10 protein-coding genes are annotated in these 16,908 nt (G+C 71.5%); 5 read left to right on the top strand and 5 right to left on the bottom strand.

The features are described 5' to 3' along the window. Positions 1 to 10: 10 nt before the first annotated feature. Positions 11 to 559 carry a hypothetical protein gene (locus ACMATS_RS01610; RefSeq protein ID WP_414166568.1) on the bottom strand — a complete coding sequence of 183 codons (549 nt, stop codon included), beginning with the start codon at positions 557 to 559 and terminating at the stop codon, positions 11 to 13. Positions 560 to 754: 195 nt separating this feature from the next. Between ACMATS_RS01610 and ACMATS_RS01605 the strand changes: the two genes are divergently transcribed. Genes ACMATS_RS01605 through ACMATS_RS01595 form a run of 3 tightly spaced genes read left to right on the top strand, consistent with a single transcriptional unit; the run spans position 755 to position 4,067 of the window. Then, the gene (locus ACMATS_RS01605; RefSeq protein WP_414166567.1) at positions 755 to 2,155 is read left to right on the top strand and encodes a family 2B encapsulin nanocompartment shell protein; all 1,401 of its coding nucleotides are present in this window, start codon (positions 755 to 757) and stop codon (positions 2,153 to 2,155) included. Next, a complete protein-coding gene (locus ACMATS_RS01600; protein ID WP_414166566.1) occupies positions 2,155 to 3,210 on the top strand; it encodes a family 2 encapsulin nanocompartment cargo protein terpene cyclase in 1,056 nt (351 codons plus the stop codon). Before ACMATS_RS01605 ends, ACMATS_RS01600 begins: the two co-directional genes overlap by 1 nt. Next, complete coding sequence (locus ACMATS_RS01595; RefSeq protein WP_390780652.1) at positions 3,207 to 4,067, top strand: geranyl diphosphate 2-C-methyltransferase; 861 nt, start codon at positions 3,207 to 3,209, stop codon at positions 4,065 to 4,067. Before ACMATS_RS01600 ends, ACMATS_RS01595 begins: the two co-directional genes overlap by 4 nt. A 26-nt stretch (positions 4,068 to 4,093) precedes the next feature. Here ACMATS_RS01595 and ACMATS_RS01590 read toward each other — a convergent pair whose 3' ends face one another. The 4 genes from ACMATS_RS01590 to ACMATS_RS01575 all read right to left on the bottom strand — a co-directional run bounded on the left by ACMATS_RS01590 (position 4,094) and on the right by ACMATS_RS01575 (position 13,475). Beyond that, complete coding sequence (locus tag ACMATS_RS01590; RefSeq protein ID WP_414166565.1) at positions 4,094 to 4,801, bottom strand: thioesterase II family protein; 708 nt, start codon at positions 4,799 to 4,801, stop codon at positions 4,094 to 4,096. Between the two features lie 73 nt (positions 4,802 to 4,874). Next, positions 4,875 to 6,614, bottom strand: coding sequence for an amino acid adenylation domain-containing protein (locus tag ACMATS_RS01585; RefSeq protein ID WP_414166564.1), 1,740 nt, complete (start codon positions 6,612 to 6,614; stop codon positions 4,875 to 4,877). Between the two features lie 22 nt (positions 6,615 to 6,636). Then, on the bottom strand, positions 6,637 to 7,815 hold the full coding sequence (locus ACMATS_RS01580; RefSeq protein ID WP_414166563.1) for an FAD-dependent monooxygenase: 1,179 nt from the start codon (positions 7,813 to 7,815) through the stop codon (positions 6,637 to 6,639). Continuing rightward, positions 7,812 to 13,475, bottom strand: coding sequence for an amino acid adenylation domain-containing protein (locus tag ACMATS_RS01575; protein ID WP_414166562.1), 5,664 nt, complete (start codon positions 13,473 to 13,475; stop codon positions 7,812 to 7,814). The genes ACMATS_RS01580 and ACMATS_RS01575 overlap by 4 nt, the downstream gene beginning before the upstream one ends. A gap of 268 nt (positions 13,476 to 13,743) precedes the next feature. On the opposite strand from ACMATS_RS01575, the gene ACMATS_RS01570 reads away from it, so the two are divergent. Then, on the top strand, positions 13,744 to 14,490 hold the full coding sequence (locus ACMATS_RS01570) for an HAD family hydrolase (RefSeq protein WP_414166561.1): 747 nt from the start codon (positions 13,744 to 13,746) through the stop codon (positions 14,488 to 14,490). After that, entirely contained in the window at positions 14,487 to 16,895 is a 2,409-nt protein-coding gene (locus ACMATS_RS01565; protein ID WP_391151852.1) for a glycoside hydrolase family 65 protein, read from the top strand. The genes ACMATS_RS01570 and ACMATS_RS01565 overlap by 4 nt, the downstream gene beginning before the upstream one ends. The last annotated feature ends 13 nt before the right edge of the window (positions 16,896 to 16,908 follow it).

The following is a 16,908-nucleotide window of genomic DNA, read 5'->3' as shown; positions in this document are numbered from 1 at the left end:
GGGCCTCCCGTCAGCGACCGCGTTTCGCCAGGCCGAGACCGTCACTCCGGTGCGCCCACAGCGTGGCCCCCGGGTCCACATACGGCAGCCCGCCCGTCGTCTGCGTGCGATCGTGCCCGCACCGCAGGCTGACGCCCGCGTCCGCGGTACTGGTGAACGCACCCTGGAGACTCACGGTGGCCACGTACGTGCCCGTGCCGGCGCTGCCCGCACCGGGGTCGCCGACCATCGCGGTCGCCCCGCCGACGATCGTGTCGCCCACGTACAGATTGCACCGGGTGTAGTCACTCGGGGCCCAGCTCACCAGCGAGGCGTTGGCGGACAGCACCCACGATCCCGCGGGCAGCGACTGGTAGATCACCGCCGTCGGGACCCCGCCCGTGGCGCTGAGCTGCACCACGGACGAGCTCTGTCTGACGACGTCCTGCGAGGTCGCCAGTTCCGGTGAGGTCACCACGGGTCTCGCGGCTCCCGCGGAGGTCGAGCCCGTCAGCAGGACGGTGCTCGCCAGGAGCCCGCTGGCGCCCAGCACCGTCATCAACCGTGTCGATTTCTTCATCTTCCTGGCCTCCTTCAGATGGAGCGGGTGAATCCTTGCGGGGCTCAGGATGCTGTCCGGGGCGTGGGCCGGACAGGTGCAGTCCGGCCAACCCGGAGCGTCCCCCGAATGGCACAGCCCGGCTGGCCGGTCGGCCGGGGTGCTCATTGACTGGGGACGGTTCCCTCTGCCGACCGAAGGGAAGCAGACGCCGTCATGCCGGAGTTCATACCGTCGTCGCGGTCGAGTCTGGGTACGGACGCTGCGCGCAATCTCGTCCACACGGCCAAGTCCGTGCCGCAGATGCAGAGCATCTCCTCGCGCTGGCTGCTGAGGATCCTGCCCTGGGTGCAGGTGGCGGGCGGCACCTACCGGGTGAACCGGCGCCTGACGTGCACGCTCGGCGACGGACGGGTCGAATTCGAGACGATCGGCTCCCGCATACAGGTGGTCCCGCAGGAGTTGCGGGAGATCCCGCTGCTGCGGGACTTCACCGACAACGAGGTGCTCACCGCACTGTCCGGCGCCTTCGACCAGCGCGAGGCGGCCGCCGGAGAAGTGATCGCCCACGCGGGACAGCAGCGCGACCAGGTGGTCCTGGTCGCGCACGGCAAGGTGGACAGGACCGGGACCGGAGACTACGACACCCCCGTCTCCCACGGCATGCTCACCGACGGCGACTACTTCGGCGAACAGAGCCTGGCGGGCGCGGCGCCATGGGAGTTCACGTTCACCGCGGCGACCCCCTGCACCCTGCTGGTGCTCGAACGCGGCGCCTTCGAGCAGATCGCCGCCCGCGCCCCGCACCTGCGCACGCACATCGAGGAGTCCGCCGCCCGCCCACGGCCGCGGACGAACCGGCGCGGGGAGGCGGACATCGAGATCGCCTCCGGACACCACGGTGAATCCGTGGTGCCCAGCACGTTCGTCGACTACGAAGCGAGCCCCAGGGAGTATCCGCTCCACGTCGCCCAGAGCGTGCTGCGCATCCACACCCGCGTCGCCGACCTCTACAACGGGCCGATGGACCAGACCGAACAGCAGCTGCGGCTGACCGTCGAGGCCCTGCGCGAGCGCCAGGAACACGAGATGATCAACCATCCCGAGTTCGGGCTCCTGCCCAACGCCGACCGCACGCAGCGCATCTCCACCCGGACCGGTCCCCCCACCCCCGACGACATGGACGAACTGCTGTCCATGCGGCGGCAGACGAAGTTCTTCCTCGCCCACCGGCGCACCATCGCCGCCTTCGCCCGCGAGTGCACCCGGGCGGGCATCACCGAGCCGGGCACCGAGTTCGACGGCCACCACGTCTTCGCCTGGCGCGGGGTGCCGTTCCTGCCCTGCAACAAGATCCCCATATCCGAGCACCTCACCAGCTCGGTCATCGCCCTGCGCACGGGGGAGGACAACGGCGGCGTGATCGGCCTGCACCAGACGGGGATCCCGGACGAGTACGAGCCCAGCCTGTCGGTGCGCTTCATGGGCATCGACGACAAGGCCGTCATCTCCTACCTGGCCAGCGCCTATTACTCGGTGGCCGTGCTGCTGCCCAGCGCACTGGGCGTCCTGGAGAACGCCGAGGTCGGCCACTACGACGGCGCCGGGGACCGGTGATGCCCCGCCTCCCCGGCGGCCCGACCGGACTGGGCACCTCGGCCGCACACCTGCGCCCCGCGGGCGACGGCATCGTGATCCCGCCGTTGCACTGCCCGCGTCCGCTGCGCGACGACCGGGGCCTGGGCGATGAGCTCGACGAACGGCTCGTCGAGTGGGCGGGCCAGGTCGGCATCTACCCGGGACGGCTCGACGAACTCCGCGCCACCGGCTTCGGCCGCCTGGTCATGCTCTGCCACCCCGGGACCGACCAGGTCGAGCGCCTCCTGATCCCGGCCCGCTGCACCCTCGCCGCCTGGGCGGTGGACGACCACTACTGCGACGACCCCGGCCTCGGAGCCGTCCCCGAACTCACCGGATCCCGCCTGGGGATCACCGCCGCCACCGTGGACCGCGTCCGACTGCCGGACCCCTTCGCCGCCGGGTTCGAACAGGCCGTCCGGGACGATCCGGCGCTGCGTGCGGTGCGTTCCGCGGTCGAGCACCTGGCCCGCCTGGCCACCCCCGTCCAGACCGCCCGCGCCCGCCACATCTACACCGCGCTGCTCACGGCACTGGGGCAGGAGGCCTCCTGGCGTGCCGCCTCCCGGACCCCTCCGGTGTGGGAGTACCTGATCAACCGGCAGGCCAACAGCTTCCAGCCGTGCCTGGCGGTCATCGACGTGGTCGGCGGCTACGAGCTCGCCCCGCAGGTGTGGGCCGACCACCGCGTGCAGCACGCCTTCGCGACCGCGGCCCTGGCTGCATCCCTGGTCAACGACCTGTACTCGGTGGCCCGGGAAGGCCGCAGTGCGATCGGGGACTTCAACCTGGCTCTCGCCGTCGCGGCGGAGGACGGCTGCACGCTCCAGGAAGCCGTCGACCGAAGCGCCGCCCTCCACGACGACCTGATGCGCCGCTTCGAGACGCAGGCCGCCGAGCTGAGCCTGACCGGCCCGCCCGAACTGTGCCGCTTCCTGGCCGGAATCACCGCCTGGTGCGGCGGCAACCACGCCTGGCACCAGGGCAGCCCCCGCTATGCGAGCCGCCCCACCCCTGCGAGGAGCCCCGCATGAACACCACGCCCGCCCACAACGAGGTGCTGCGCACCGACTATCAGCGCGCCGTCGCCGCCTACTGGGACACCCACCGGAACGACAGCGTCAACCTGGTGCTCGGCGACATCGACGGGATCTACCACCACCACTACGGCATCGGCCCTTACGACTCCACCGTGCTCGACGACGCCGCGCCCGACCGCGACCGGCGGATCGTCCACGAGCTGCACCGGATGGAGAACGCACAGGCCGACCTGCTGCTGGACCACCTCGAGCCGCTCACGCGGGACTCCCGCGTCCTGGACGCCGGTTCCGGCCGCGGCGGCACCGGACTCATGGCGCACCGGCGCTTCGGCTGCCGCGTCGACGGTGTGACCATCTCCGAGTACCAGGTGGGCTTCGCCAACCGGCAGGCGGAACGGCACGGCGTCGCCGAGCAGGTGCGGTTCCACTTCCGCAACATGCTCGACACCGGCTTCTCCACCGGCTCCCGGGACGCGGTGTGGACCGACGAGACGACCATGTACGTGGACCTGGACGAGGCATTCGCCGAGTTCGCCCGCCTGCTGGCTCCCGGCGGGCGCTACGTCTGCATCACCGGGTGCTCCAACGACGCAACCGGCTACCGCTCCCGGGCCGTCAGCCGGATCGACAGCCACTACACCTGCACCATCCATCCCAGGAGCGCCTATTTCAAGGCCCTCGCCGCCCATGGACTCGTCCCGATCACCGTGCTCGACCTGACCGCGCAGACTCTTCTCTACTGGGGGCTGCGCGCCAGGTCCTCCCTGGCGACCGGCATCGAAGAGGCGTTCCTGACCGCCTACCGCGAAGGCAGCTTCCACTATCTCCTCATCGCCGCCGACCGCGTCTGACCCCGGCCCGCCGTGCGCGGCGCCGTTCAGGCGGCGGAACGGGCGAACACCGCGTCGAGTTCGGCGAGCAGCGGCTTCGGGTCCAGGGAGAAGTACATGTGGTCGCCGGGCAGCTCGATCAGTTCGGTGGGCCGCGAGGCGGCCTTCGCCCACAGCTCCACGTCCTGCCGGGACACCAACCGGTCGTCGGATCCGCGCAGCACGGTGAGGGGGACCGGCAGCGGGTCGGTGGAGCCGGGCGCGTACCGGTCGTTGATGCTCAGGTCCGCCCGCAGAGACGGCAGCAGCAGCCCGCGCAACTCGGCGTCGTGCAGCGCGGGATGGTCGTAGCCCACGACGTCGCGGACCCGCGCGACGAACTGGTCGTCGCTCAGCGAGTCGGCGTCCGTGACCGGCCTGGGCAGCCAGGGTGCGGCCGCGCCGCTCACGATCAGGCGTTTGGGCAGGCGCAGTCCCTCGGCGGCCAGGCGCTGTGCCGTCTCGTAGGCGACGAGCGCGCCGAAGCTGTGTCCGAAGAGTGCGAACGGTGCGTCCCGGGGCAGCTCCCGTATGTGTCCGGCACACAGGTCGACGAGTTCGGTCATGCTGCTGCAGGGGCCGTCGGCGAACAGTTCCTCCCTGCCGGGCAGTTGGACCGCCGCCACGTCCACGTGCTGGAAGGGGTGGCGTTTCCACCGGCGGAAGAGACTGGCGCCGGCTCCGGCATACGGGATGCACAAAAGTGTGACAGGCATGGGTGCTTACCTTTCCGCGGTGGGGTGAACGGGCCGCCGCCGGCAGCGCGGCGGCAGCCCGTGATCGTTGTGTTCAGGCCGCGTCCGCGCGTGACCGGATGAGCCTGGCCATGTCCTGCAAGGTGGCTGTGAGATACAGGTCGCGCAGCGACACGTGGCCCAGGCCCGCCTCCCGGATCTCCGTGGCGAGACGGGCGAACAGCAGGGAGTTGCCGCCCAGTTCGAAGAAGTTGTCCTCCGGGCCGACGGGTTCCTCCAGCAGGCGCTGCCATATGCCGGTCAGTTGCGAGGTCACGGGATCCGCCGCCTCGGTGTCCACCGGAACAGCGGCCCCGTGGGTGCGGGGGGCGGGAAGCCGATCGGTGTCGATCTTGCCGTTGGGCGTCAGCGGGAACGCGTCGACCGCGGTGATCGTGGCGGGCACCAGGTAGGCGGGCAACTGCTGCGCCAGCCGCTCCCGGAGCGCCGGCACGCCGTCGGGCCGGTCGGTCACCACGTAGGCGTCCACACAGGCATTCGCCGGATCGGCGGTGTCCCGCACCACCGCGGCGGCGGCCCGGACGTGCGGGTCCTCCAGCAGCGCGCCGCGGATCTCGCCGAGCTCGATCCGGTGGCCACGGATCTTGACCTGGTCGTCGAGCCGGCCGAGGTGCTCCAGCTCCCCGTTCTCCAGCACGCGCCCGCGGTCACCGCTGCGGTACAGCAGGCCGCCACCGCCGGTGATCGTGTCGGGGAGGAACCGCTGCGCCGTCAGCTCGGGCCGGTTCAGGTAGCCGTCGGCCACCCCGGCGCCGCCGACGTGGATCTCGCCGGGCACCCCCGGGCCGGTCTGCCGCCCCTGCTCGTCCAGGACGTACAGGGCCCAGCCCGGCAGCGCGCGCCCGACCGAGCGGATGCCCTGCCGGGCGTCCTGCAGGGTGAGCGTGCGCCGGGTGCAGTGCACGGTGGTCTCGGTGATGCCGTACATGTTCTCCACCCGCGCGTCCGGATAGCGCTCGAACCACGGGACCAGCACACGGGTGTCGAGAGGCTCACCGCCGAAGACCAGCAGCCGCACGCGTAGTTCGCCGTTGCCGAACCCGGACGTGCGCAGCAGCGGGGTGAAGGCCGAGGGCGTCTGGCTCAGCACGGTCACCCCCTCGGCCGCCAGCAGGGCGTGGAACGCCTCCGGATCGCGCGCGGTCCAGTGCGGCACGACCACCAGGCGCCCGCCGGTGAGCAGACACCCCCAGATCTCCCACACCGAGTAGTCGAAGGCGAAGGAGTGGAAGAGCGTCCACACGTCGTCCTGGCCGAAGCCGAACTCCCCGGCCGTGGCCGCCAGCAGCGCGGCCACGTTCCGGTGCGGCACCAGGACGCCCTTGGGCCGCCCGGTGGAGCCCGACGTGTGGATGACGTACGCCACGGCGTCGGGCTCCGGCAGCGGCAGCGCCCCGGCCGGGCGGCCGGCGGCGGCGGTCACGGGAACCGACGTCAGGCCGGGGACCTGCGTGTCGGTGACCGCCACCGTCAGCCCGGTGTCCTCCGCCACGAACGCCAGCCGCTGCGGCGGGTATCCGGGATCCAGCGGCACGTACGCGGCACCCGCCTTGAGCACCGCGAGCAGGGCGACGACGAGGTCGATGCCGCGGGCCAGGCACACACCGACGCGGTCGCCCGGGCGCACACCGTGTTCCCGCAGCGCGGCGGCGAGGCCGGTGGACCGTGCGTCGAGAGCCGCGTAGGTGATCGTCTCCTCGCCGCAGGTCACCGCGGGCCGGTCGGGGATGCGCCGCGCCTGCCGGCCGAACAGCCCGGGAATCGTGGCGGTCATGTCCGGCCTCCCGGACACGGTCTCAGACATGGTCCACCGCCGGGACCGGCGGGAAGGTGAGCACGGCGGTGTCCCCGGCCACCAGACTCCGGCGCGGAGCGCAGCGCAGCCGGAGGTCCCGGACGGTGCGGCGCAACGGGTTCTCCAGGTGCTGGGCATCGCTGGCCGCCCGCGAGGCCACCACCAGCTGCCGGGTCCGCTCGCGGCGCACGTCCTCGTACCGGCGCAGGCCCCGGACGGGGTCGGACGCCTCCTTCAGGCAGGTGGCCAGCACGACCGCGTCCTCGATCGCCACGGCGGCGCCCTGGCCGAGGGCGGTCAGCATCGGGTGCGCGGCGTCGCCGAGCAGGGTGACCGGGCCCTCGCCCCAGCGCTCCAGGAACGGCCGGTCCTGCGCGGGGACCGCGATGATGGCCTCCTCCGGCGTGATCCGGACGACCTCCTGCACCTCGTCGGCCCAGCCCGCGTAGGCGCGCAGGATCTCCTCCTTGCCGCCGCGCCAGTGGTGCGAGGCCTCGGGGGGCATGTTCCTGGTTCCCCACCAGTACGCCCGGCCGTGGCCGATGTCGATCAGCCCGAACCGCTGGCCGTTGCCCCAGTAGTGGCCCACGTAGCCACCGGGGAAGCGGCTGTGGGAGAAGGGGACGATCCCCAGCCAGCACACGTAGCCGCCGTCGCGGGCGTCGTCGAGCCCGGCCAGCTGTCCCCGGACGGCGGAGTGGAAGCCGTCCGCGCCGATCAGGACGTCACCGTGCGCCACCCGCCCGTCCGCGAACCGGACCTCGGCACCGGCGTCGGAGTGCCGGAACCCGGTGACCGTCGCGCCCAGTTCGATCCGGCAGTCGCCGGCCTGGGCGAGCAGCGCCTTCTGGAGGTCCGGGCGGCCGATGCAGAAGCTCGGTGCGCCCAGGTCGCGGCAGACGTCGGGGAAGGGCCTGGTCCTGATCAGCCGGCCGCGGCCGGTCCTGATCTGGAACAGCTCGATCTGCCGGCCGTACTTCTCCAGGTGCAGGTCGATGCCCAGGCTCGCCAGTGCGTTGACCGCGTTGGTCATCACCGAGAGCGCGGAGCCCCTGGGCCGCAGCTCGGCGGCCCGCTCGTACACCTCGACCTCGATGCCGACCCGGCGCAGGGCGACGGCGGTGGTCAGGCCGCCGATGCCCGCGCCGACGACGATCGCCTTGAGCGGACCCCGGCTCACCGGGCACCGCCGGCGGCCTCGTCGACCATCCGCATGATCTTCGCGGCCATCACGGGAACGTACGGCTCCTCCATGATCAGCAGGTGGTCGCCGGGGACCTCGACCACGGTGAGTTCACCGGTGGTGCGATCGCCCCAGCCGTTGGCGGGCTCCCGGTGCAGGGTGCCCGCGGTGGTGTGCATGTCCAGCAGGACCTGCGGCAGCGGCTGCGTGGCGCGCATCAGGGTGAAGTCCAGGTCGAACGTCTCCTTGCTGTAGTCCAGGGCCGCCTGCCAGTTGGCCGCGTACACACCGAAGAGCCGGCGCACGATCGCCGCCGAGCTGCCGGGCGGCAGAACGCCCAGCTCCACGCCGCGCTGCGCGATGAACTCGAACTTCTCGGCCAGGGTGTCCAGTTCCTGCGGGATGAGCGCCGCCGGCGACTCGCCGCCCAGCTCCAGGAACAGCAGCTCCCAGAAGAACCAGGTCAGCAGGGCGTCGTCGTCGATGGTGGTGAGCTTGCCGGGCGTCAGTGCGACCGTGTCCAGCAGGAACACGTTCGAGGTCCGCTCGCCCTCCTGCTGGAGCTGCCGAGCCATCTCCAGCGCCACGAAGCCGCCGAAGGACCAGCCGCCCAGCGCGTACGGGCCCTCCGGCTGCACCTTCCGGATCGCCTTCAGATAGCTGCTCGCCAGTTCCTGCACCGACCGCAGCGGCTCGCTGCCCAGTTCGGTACCGGCCGCCTGGAGGCCGTAGAACGGCTGGTCGGCCGGGAGGTGCCGGTTCAGCTGCGTGAAGCACAGCACGTTGCCGCCCGCCGGGTGCACGAAGAACAGCGGGGGACGGGTGCCTTCGGTGCGGAAGGGCACGAGCGGGTCGAACGTGGCCGACGCCCCGCCGGAGCGCAGGAGTTCGGCCAGGCCGCCGACCGTGGGCGTGGTGACGAACCGCGACATGGGGATGTCCACCCCGTACCGCTGCTTGATCAGCACGATCAGGCGCATCGCGGTCAGGGACGTGCCGCCCAGATCGAAGAAGTCGCTGTGCACCCCGACCCCGGACACCTGGAGCAGTTCGGCCAGGATCTCCGCCAGCGTCCGCTCGTACGCGTCGCGCGGCGCGGCGCTCTCGTCGGGCGTCCCGGTCTCCAGGGGGATGCGGCGCAACGCCGCGTCGTCCCGCTTGCCGCTCGGAGTGAGCGGCAGGGCGGGCAGCCACTGGAGGTGCGAGGGCACCAGGTGCTCGGGCAGGGTGCGGCGCAGCTCGGCACGGATCTGCTCCAGGTCGGCCGGGGCCGTCCCGCCGGTGTCACGGACCAGGAAGGCGGCGAGGAAGGCGTCCGTGCCCTCCCGTCGGCGGGCCACCACCGCGACCTCGCCGATGCCCGGGAAGCGGTCCGGGCGGCCGGTGATGGTGAGTTCGACCTCGGCGGGCTCCACGCGGAAACCGCGCACCTTCACCTGCGAGTCCGCCCGGCCGAGGCAGACGATGTCGCCGCCGGGCAGCACCCGGCCGAGGTCGCCGGTGCGGTACAGGCGGCCCTCGCCGGCGAACGGGTGCGGCAGGAAGCGCTCCTCGGTCAGTTCCGGCCTGCCGGTGTAGCCGTCGGCCAGGCAGGCACCGTCCAGATAGATCTCGCCCCGGCTCCCGACCGGCACCGGTCGCAGTTGCTCGTCCAGCACGTGCACGGCACAGCCCGCGATCGGCCTGCCGATGGGCGGCAGTCGGGGGAACGCGCTCGCCGGCTCGGCCATGCTGAAGCTGGTGACCACGTGCGACTCGGTGGGGCCGTACTGGTTCTCCAGGATCACCCCGGGCAGCGCCGCGCACAGCTGCCGGATCTCCTCGGTCACCCGCAGCTGCTCGCCCGAGGAGATGATGACCCGCAGGTGGCCCGGCACCAGGCCGAGGGCGTGCGAGACCTCGGCGAGCTGCTGGAGCGCGACGTAGGGCAGGAAGACCCGTTCCACCCCGGCGGTGTCGACGAGTTCGAGCAGGGCCCGGGCGTCCCGGCGCTGTGCCTCGGAGATCAGCCGGAGCGTGCCGCCGGAGGTCAGGGTGGAGAAGATCTCCTGGAAGGAGACGTCGAAGCTCAGCGGCGCGAACTGCAGCGTCGTGCCGCCGGGTGCTCCGCCGGGCGCGTTGTTCTGCCAGGCGATCAGGTTCGCCAGCGAACGGTGCGGCATCTGCACGCCCTTGGGCTCCCCGGTGGAGCCGGAGGTGAACAGCACGTAGGCGATGTCCTGGGGGGAGACGGCCACCGGGGGCAGGTCCTGCCCGCCGGGGTGGTCCCGGCCGGTGACGGCCTCCACCGGCAGCAGGGTTTCCGGGGTGTCGACGAGGTGGGCGTGCTCGTGGCCGGCGATGACGCGGACGGGGCGGGCCTGCGCCAGCATCAGGCGAAGGCGCTCCACCGGGTAGCTCGTGTCCAGCGGGACACAGGCCGCACCTGCCCGGGCGATGCCCAGGACCACCGCGATCAGCTCCGGCGACCTGTCCAGGGCGACGGCGACCCGGTCGCCGGTGCCGGTTCCGGCGGCCCGCAGGTGACCGGTGACCCGGTCCGCGGCCTGCTGCAGCTCCCGGTAGGTCCACCGGCCGCCGTCGAAGGCCACCGCGGTGGCGTCCGGCGTGCGCGCGGCCTGCTCGGCGAAGAGGGTGACCACGTCCGGACGCGCCTCGGCGACGCGGGGCACAGCGGCCGGTCCGGGCGCCAGGAACCCGAAGTCCACCGTCTCCTGGGGGTGTTCGGTCATCCGCTGCAGCACCCGGACATAGGTGTCGACGAACAGCTCGGCGTGGTCGGGGGTGAAGACGGTCCCGTCGAAGTCGGCGCGCAGCCGGATGTTCTCGTCGACCGGATCGACGTAGGCGTTGACCAGGATCTTGAAGTTGGTCTCCTCCCACGTCCGGAAGTCCAGCAGCCGCACCTGGGGCAGCCGCAGCACCGAGGCCAGCTGGCGGAAGTGGACGTAGTTGAAGGCGGACTCCAGGGTGAACTCCCCGCCGTCGTCGCCCTGGATCGCGCTCAGCGGATAGCGCCGGTGGGGGTGGCTGTCCTGCTCCTGGGCGAACAGCGTGCGCACGGTCTCCAGCCAGGTCAGCCCGGAGGTGTTCACCCGTACCGGCATGCTGTTGAGGAACAGGCCGACGATCCGCTCCGCGTCGGGCAGCTCGGGCCGCCCGTGCGTGACCAGGCCGGTGACGTAGTCCTCCGCGGAGAAGTGCGACCCCAGCGCGAGGCAGTGGGCGGCGAACAGCACCGACTTGACCGGGAGTTCGTACTCTTCGGCGAACCGGCGGACCGACTCCTGCACGGCCTCCGGCAACTCGACGTTGTGCACGACCAGTTCCGCACGGCCGGGGCCCCGGGACAGGCGGAAGCCGTCCAGCTGCGGCACCGCCACGCCGTCCAGGGCCTTGCGCCAGTACTCCCGGCTGTCCGCCGACGCCAGGGCGAGCAGCTCGTCGCGGACGTGGTTGGCCGGCGAGGGCAGTTCACCGTCCGGGACCGCCGCGACGTCCGCACCGATGCCGTGCGCGTAGTCCTGGAACAGCTCCGTGATCAGGTTCGCCACGCTGCCGCCGTCGAGGATCGCGTGGTGGAAGCTGAACACCAGCTCGACCGCGTCGTCGCGGACGTGGGCCTGGAACAGGTACAGGGGCGCCTGCTCGAACTCGTACCGGACGAAGCGCCGTTCCCCGACGTGCGACCGGATGGCGGCGGCGGCTTCGGCCTCGGGCAGGGCGCGCAGGTCCACGACGTTCAGCCCGTCCTGCACCTGGTGGTGCACGAGCTGCAGCGGCTGGGAGTAGGAGGCCAGGTCGAACGAGGACCGCAGGACCGGATGGCGCCGGACCAGCCTGGCGAAGGCCGCCCGGAACTCCTCCTCGTCCCAGGCCACGGCGACCGAGTACTGGAACACGTCGTTGTACATGGCCGAGTTCTCGTGCCTGCGGCTGTGGTAGAGCAGCCCGAGCTGCGCCCGGGACAGTGGGAAGGCGTCCTCGAAGGCGCCGAGCCGTCCGCGGTCCACGGCCGGAACCAGCTCCAGCGGCGCCACGGTGGGCGTCTCCGGCGCGTCCTCGGAGTGCAGGACCGCCCGTGCGGCCAGCTCCGCCACCGTCGGGCCCGTGATGATGTCGGTGACGGAGAAGCGGATGCCCCTGCGCTCGCCCCCGGCGCGGATCTTCAGCATCGTGATCGAATCGCCGCCGAGCACGAAGTAGTTGTCGTGGATGCCGACCGAGGGCAGGTCCAGCACTTCCGCCCAGACCGCGGCGAGCTCGGCCTCCATCGTGGTGCGCGGGGTGCCGTCTCCGGAGTCACCGGACTCCGGCAGGCGCTCCTCGGCCGCCTGTACACCGGTGTGCGGCGCGATCCGTACGCCGGCCAGCGCGGGCAGCGTGCCGACCGGGGCGTCCGGCAGGTCGACTCCCTGCCTGATCAGCGCCTGCACCGCCTGGACGACCTCGGCCATGGGGAAGTCGTCGTCGAAGACATCGGCGGCGTACACCAGGTCGACCTTCACCTCGCCGGCGCCCTCACCGGCGTGGACGACGATCGCGAGCGCATTGCCGTCGAGGAGCTCCAACGCCATGTGCGTGTCCACCGACAGACCCGGCACACGCGGCGGCTCCGGGAAGTGCAGATAGCTGATCGTCACGTCGAACAGCGCACCGGAACGCCCGGACGACCGCCAGTCGCGCAACACGTCCGAGAGCGGGAGCCGCTGGTGCTCCTGGAGCCCGCGCACCGACGTCCGCACCTGATCGGCCACTTCGGACATCGACCGACTGCCGCCGGCCGGAACACGCAGCGGCAGTACATTGGCGAACAAGCCGAGCGCCTGCCGCTCCTCGGCGGAGTGCCGGTTCAGCACGGCCACGCCCAGCGTCACCTCGTCGGCCTGGTGCGCCCGCGCGAGGCAGGCGCCGAAGGCCGCTGCGATGACGGAGAACGGTGAGTTGCCGTCCGCCAGGATCCGGTCGATCACCTTGCCTTCGATGACGAAGGAGGTGCGGTGGCCGAGCGGCGCGGTGGGCTTCTTCCGGGCGAAGAGCCGGGGTTCGGCGCCGGACAGGGCGGAGGCGAGGAACTGCCGGTCCTGTGCGAAGGACTCGGAGGCGCGATAGCGGGTGTCCGCGTTGATGCAGTCCACGAACGACGGCACGGCGGGGCCCGCGCCCGCCTCGCCCCGAACCGTCTCCGTGTAGCGGTCCCGGACCTGCTTCCTGGTCTCGCTCAGCGACCAGCCGTCCGAGATCAGGTGATGGGCCGTGAGCTGGAAATACACCTCGGTGTCGCTCGCACGCAACAGGACGGCGTCGTAGAGCCGCTCGCCCGGGACCGGCAGCCGCACCGTCCTGCGCTCGTCGGCCCAGGCCAGGCAGGCCGCCTCCGGGTCGCTCTCGGCCCGGAAATCCAGCACCGCCAGCTCCGGCTCCCCGGGATCCAGCCACTGGTGGGGCTCCCCGTCGGCACTGTCGATGCGGATCCGGAACGCATCGTTGTGCGCCAGCACGTACTCGACAGCAGCCTTCAGGGCCTCCAGGTCGAGGTCCCCGGAGAACTTCTCGCGCAGCACGATCGAGTACTGCGGCGAATCCGGTATCAGGGCGTCCGAGAACCAGATGTCCCGTTGGTGGGCGCTGAGCGGGTACAGCGGGCGAGCGTGCATGTGATTCGTCCTCAACTGGCTGAAAAACTACGTCACTTGTTGCTGTATGCACGAAAACGCTAACGGCGAAGAAGGGAGGAGATGAGACTTTGGCGCCAAAACTAGTGAAAGGACTAGAGATCAGGGCGTACGTGTCAACAGGCCATAAGGACCGGGTGCAGACGGGCGCCCCGGTCCGGGTCCGTCACGGCATCGCGGAAACCGCTGAACGAGTGATTCGCCCCCGTCGAGGGAAGGCACTCGACCATCCCTGGAAAGGGGAAGAAGCGTGACCACGACCCTAGGCCTGCCCGAACCCGTCCGCGCCTGCCTCTTCGACCTCGACGGAGTGCTCACCCAGACCGCCACGGTGCACGCCGCCGCCTGGAAGGAGACCTTCGACGCCTTCCTCGCCCGGCGCGACGGCCCCGGCTTCCGGCCGTTCGACGCCGTCGCCGACTACGACGAGTACGTCGACGGCAGGCCGAGAGCCGACGGCGTGCGCTCCTTCCTCGCCTCGCGCGGCATCTCGCTCCCCGAGGGCGGTGACGACGATCCTCCCGAGCGCGACACCGTCCACGGCATCGGCAACCGCAAGAACGCCCTCGTCCTGCAGAAGATCAAGGAGATGGGCGTCGACGCCTACCCCGGATCGGTCCGCTACGTCCACGCCGCACGGGACGCCGGGCTGCGGCGCGCCGTGGTCTCCTCCAGCGCCAACTGCCACGACGTGCTGATCGCGGCCGGCATCGACGACCTCTTCGAGGTGCGGATCGACGGCGTCGTGGCGGCCGAACGGCACCTGCCGGGCAAGCCCCGCCCCGACACCTTCCTCGCCGCCGCCCGGGAGCTGGGGGTCGCCCCGGCCGAGGCCGCCGTCTTCGAGGACGCCCTGGCCGGCATGGAGGCCGGCCGCTCCGGGAACTTCGGCTTCGTCGTCGGCGTCGACCGCGCCGGCCAGGCCGACGCCCTGCGCCGGCACGGCGCCGACACCGTCGTGCAGGACCTCGCCGAACTGCTGGGAGAGACCGCGTGATCACCCACCCCGCCTACCTCGTCGAACCGTGGAGCCTGCGCGAGACCGAGCTCAACCTCGACGTGCTCTCGCAGAGCGAATCGGTCTTCGCCCTCGCCAACGGGCACGTCGGCTGGCGCGGCAACCTCGACGAGGGGGAGCCCCACGGCCTGCCGGGCTCCTACCTCAACGGCGTCTTCGAGTTCCACCCGCTGCCCTACGCGGAGGCTGGCTACGGCTATCCCGAGTCCGGGCAGACCGTCATCAACGTCACCAACGGCAAGGTGATCCGGCTCCTCGTCGACGACGAGCCCTTCGACCTGCGCTACGGGAAGCTTAACCATCACGAGCGGATCCTGGACTTCCGCACCGGCCTGCTGCACCGCACCGCCGAATGGACCTCGCCCAGCGGCCGCAGCGTCCGGGTGCGCTCGACCCGGCTCGTCTCCTTCACCCAGCGTGCCGTCGGGGCCATCGCCTACGAGGTGGAACCGCTCGACGGGGACGTGCGCATCGTCATCCAGTCGGAACTGGTCGCCAACGAGGCGCTGCCCGAGAACGGGGCGGACCCCCGCACGGCCGCTCTGATGAAGGATCCGCTGGTGCCCGAGCAGCACGCCGCAAGCGGCTCACGGATGCGGCTGCTGCACTGCACGGCCCGCAGCGGCCTCAAGATCGCGGTGTCCGCCGACCATGTGGTGGACGGACCCGAGAAGACCGAGCTGTCCGCCGAGGCCGAGCCCGGTGGCAACCTCGTCCGGCTCACCGTCACCTCGCAGCTGGGCTCCGGACAGCGGCTGCGCGTGGAGAAGTTCGTCGCCCACGGCTGGTCGGCCGCCCGCTCGGTGTCCGCCGTGCACGACCAGGTGGACGCCGCCCTCGCCGGGGCCAAGAGCACCGGCTGGGCGGGGCTGCTCGACGAACAGCGCCGGTTCCTCGACGACTTCTGGTCCCGCGCCGACGTCGAGGTCGCCGGCGACGCCGAGATCCAGCAGGCCGTGCGCTTCGCCCTCTTCCACGTCCTCCAGGCCGGCGCCCGCGGCGAGGCCCGTGCCCTGCCGGCCAAGGGGCTCACCGGACCCGGCTACGACGGCCACTGCTTCTGGGACACCGAGTCCTTCGTCCTGCCCGTCCTCACCTACACCGCACCCCAGGCGGTGGAACAGGCCCTGCGCTGGCGCCACAGCACCCTGCCCGCAGCACAGGAACGCGCCCGCCAACTGGGCCTGAAGGGCGCCGCGTTCCCCTGGCGCACCATCAACGGCGACGAATGCTCCGCCTACTGGCCCGCAGGAACCGCCGCCTTCCACATCAACGCCGACATCGCCGACGCCGTCGTGCGCTACACCGCCGCCACCGGCGACCAGACCTTCGAGAAGGAGGTCGGCCTTCCCCTGCTCGTGCAGACCGCACGGCTGTGGCGGTCACTGGGCCACCACGACCACCACGGCGACTTCCACGTCGACGGCGTCACCGGCCCGGACGAGTACAGCGCCATCGCCGACGACAACCTCTACACGAACCTGATGGCCCAGAACAATCTGCGGGCCGCCGCGGACGCCGCCGAGCGCCACCCGGACATCGCGGACACCCTGGGCGTCGACGACGAGGAGACCGCCGCCTGGCGCGACGCCGCCGAGCGCATGACCCTGCCCTACAACGCCGAACTCGGCGTCCACGAACAGTCCAACGGCTTCACCGGGCACAAGGTGTGGGACTTCGCGCACACCCACGAGGACCAGTACCCGCTCATGCTCAACTTCCCCTACTTCGACCTCTACCGCAAACAGGTCGTCAAACAGGCCGACCTCGTCCTCGCCATGGTGCTCCGGGGCCACGCCTTCACCCAGGAGCAGAAGGAGCGCAACTTCGCCTACTACGAGCAGCTGACGGTCCGCGACTCGTCGCTGTCCGCCTGCAGCCAGGCGGCGATGGCGGCCGAAGTCGGCCATATGCGCCTCGCCTACGACTACTTGGGCGAAGCGGCGATGATGGACCTCTTCGACCTGGAGGGCAACACCCGCGACGGACTCCACATCGCCTCCCTCGCCGGCACCTGGTTCGCCCTCGTCATGGGCTTCGGCGGCATGCGCGACCACTACGGCGGCGACCTCGCCTTCGCTCCCCGGCTCCCCGAGCAGCTGGGCCGTCTCGCCTTCGTCGTCCAGGTCAGGGGACGACGGCTGCGCGTGGAGATCACCGGGACGACAGCGACGTACACCCTGCTCGACGGGGAGGCCCTGACCATCCGGCACTGCGACGAGACGCTCACCGTGCCGCCCGGTGAGCCGCAGTCCCGCCGGGTGCCGGCCCTGACCCCCGGCCCCGCCCCCGAACAGCCGCCCGGCCGGGTCCCGGTCCGCCGGGGAGCGGCCTGGTCGACCACGGACCTCCAGCCCGGGAGCGACGCCCGCGACCATGGGTGACACGGACCGCCGC

This window comes from Streptoverticillium reticulum (assembly GCF_047456005.1).
Classification (GTDB): domain Bacteria; phylum Actinomycetota; class Actinomycetes; order Streptomycetales; family Streptomycetaceae; genus Streptomyces; species Streptomyces reticulum.
This window is presented reverse-complemented; position numbering and strand designations above follow the sequence as displayed.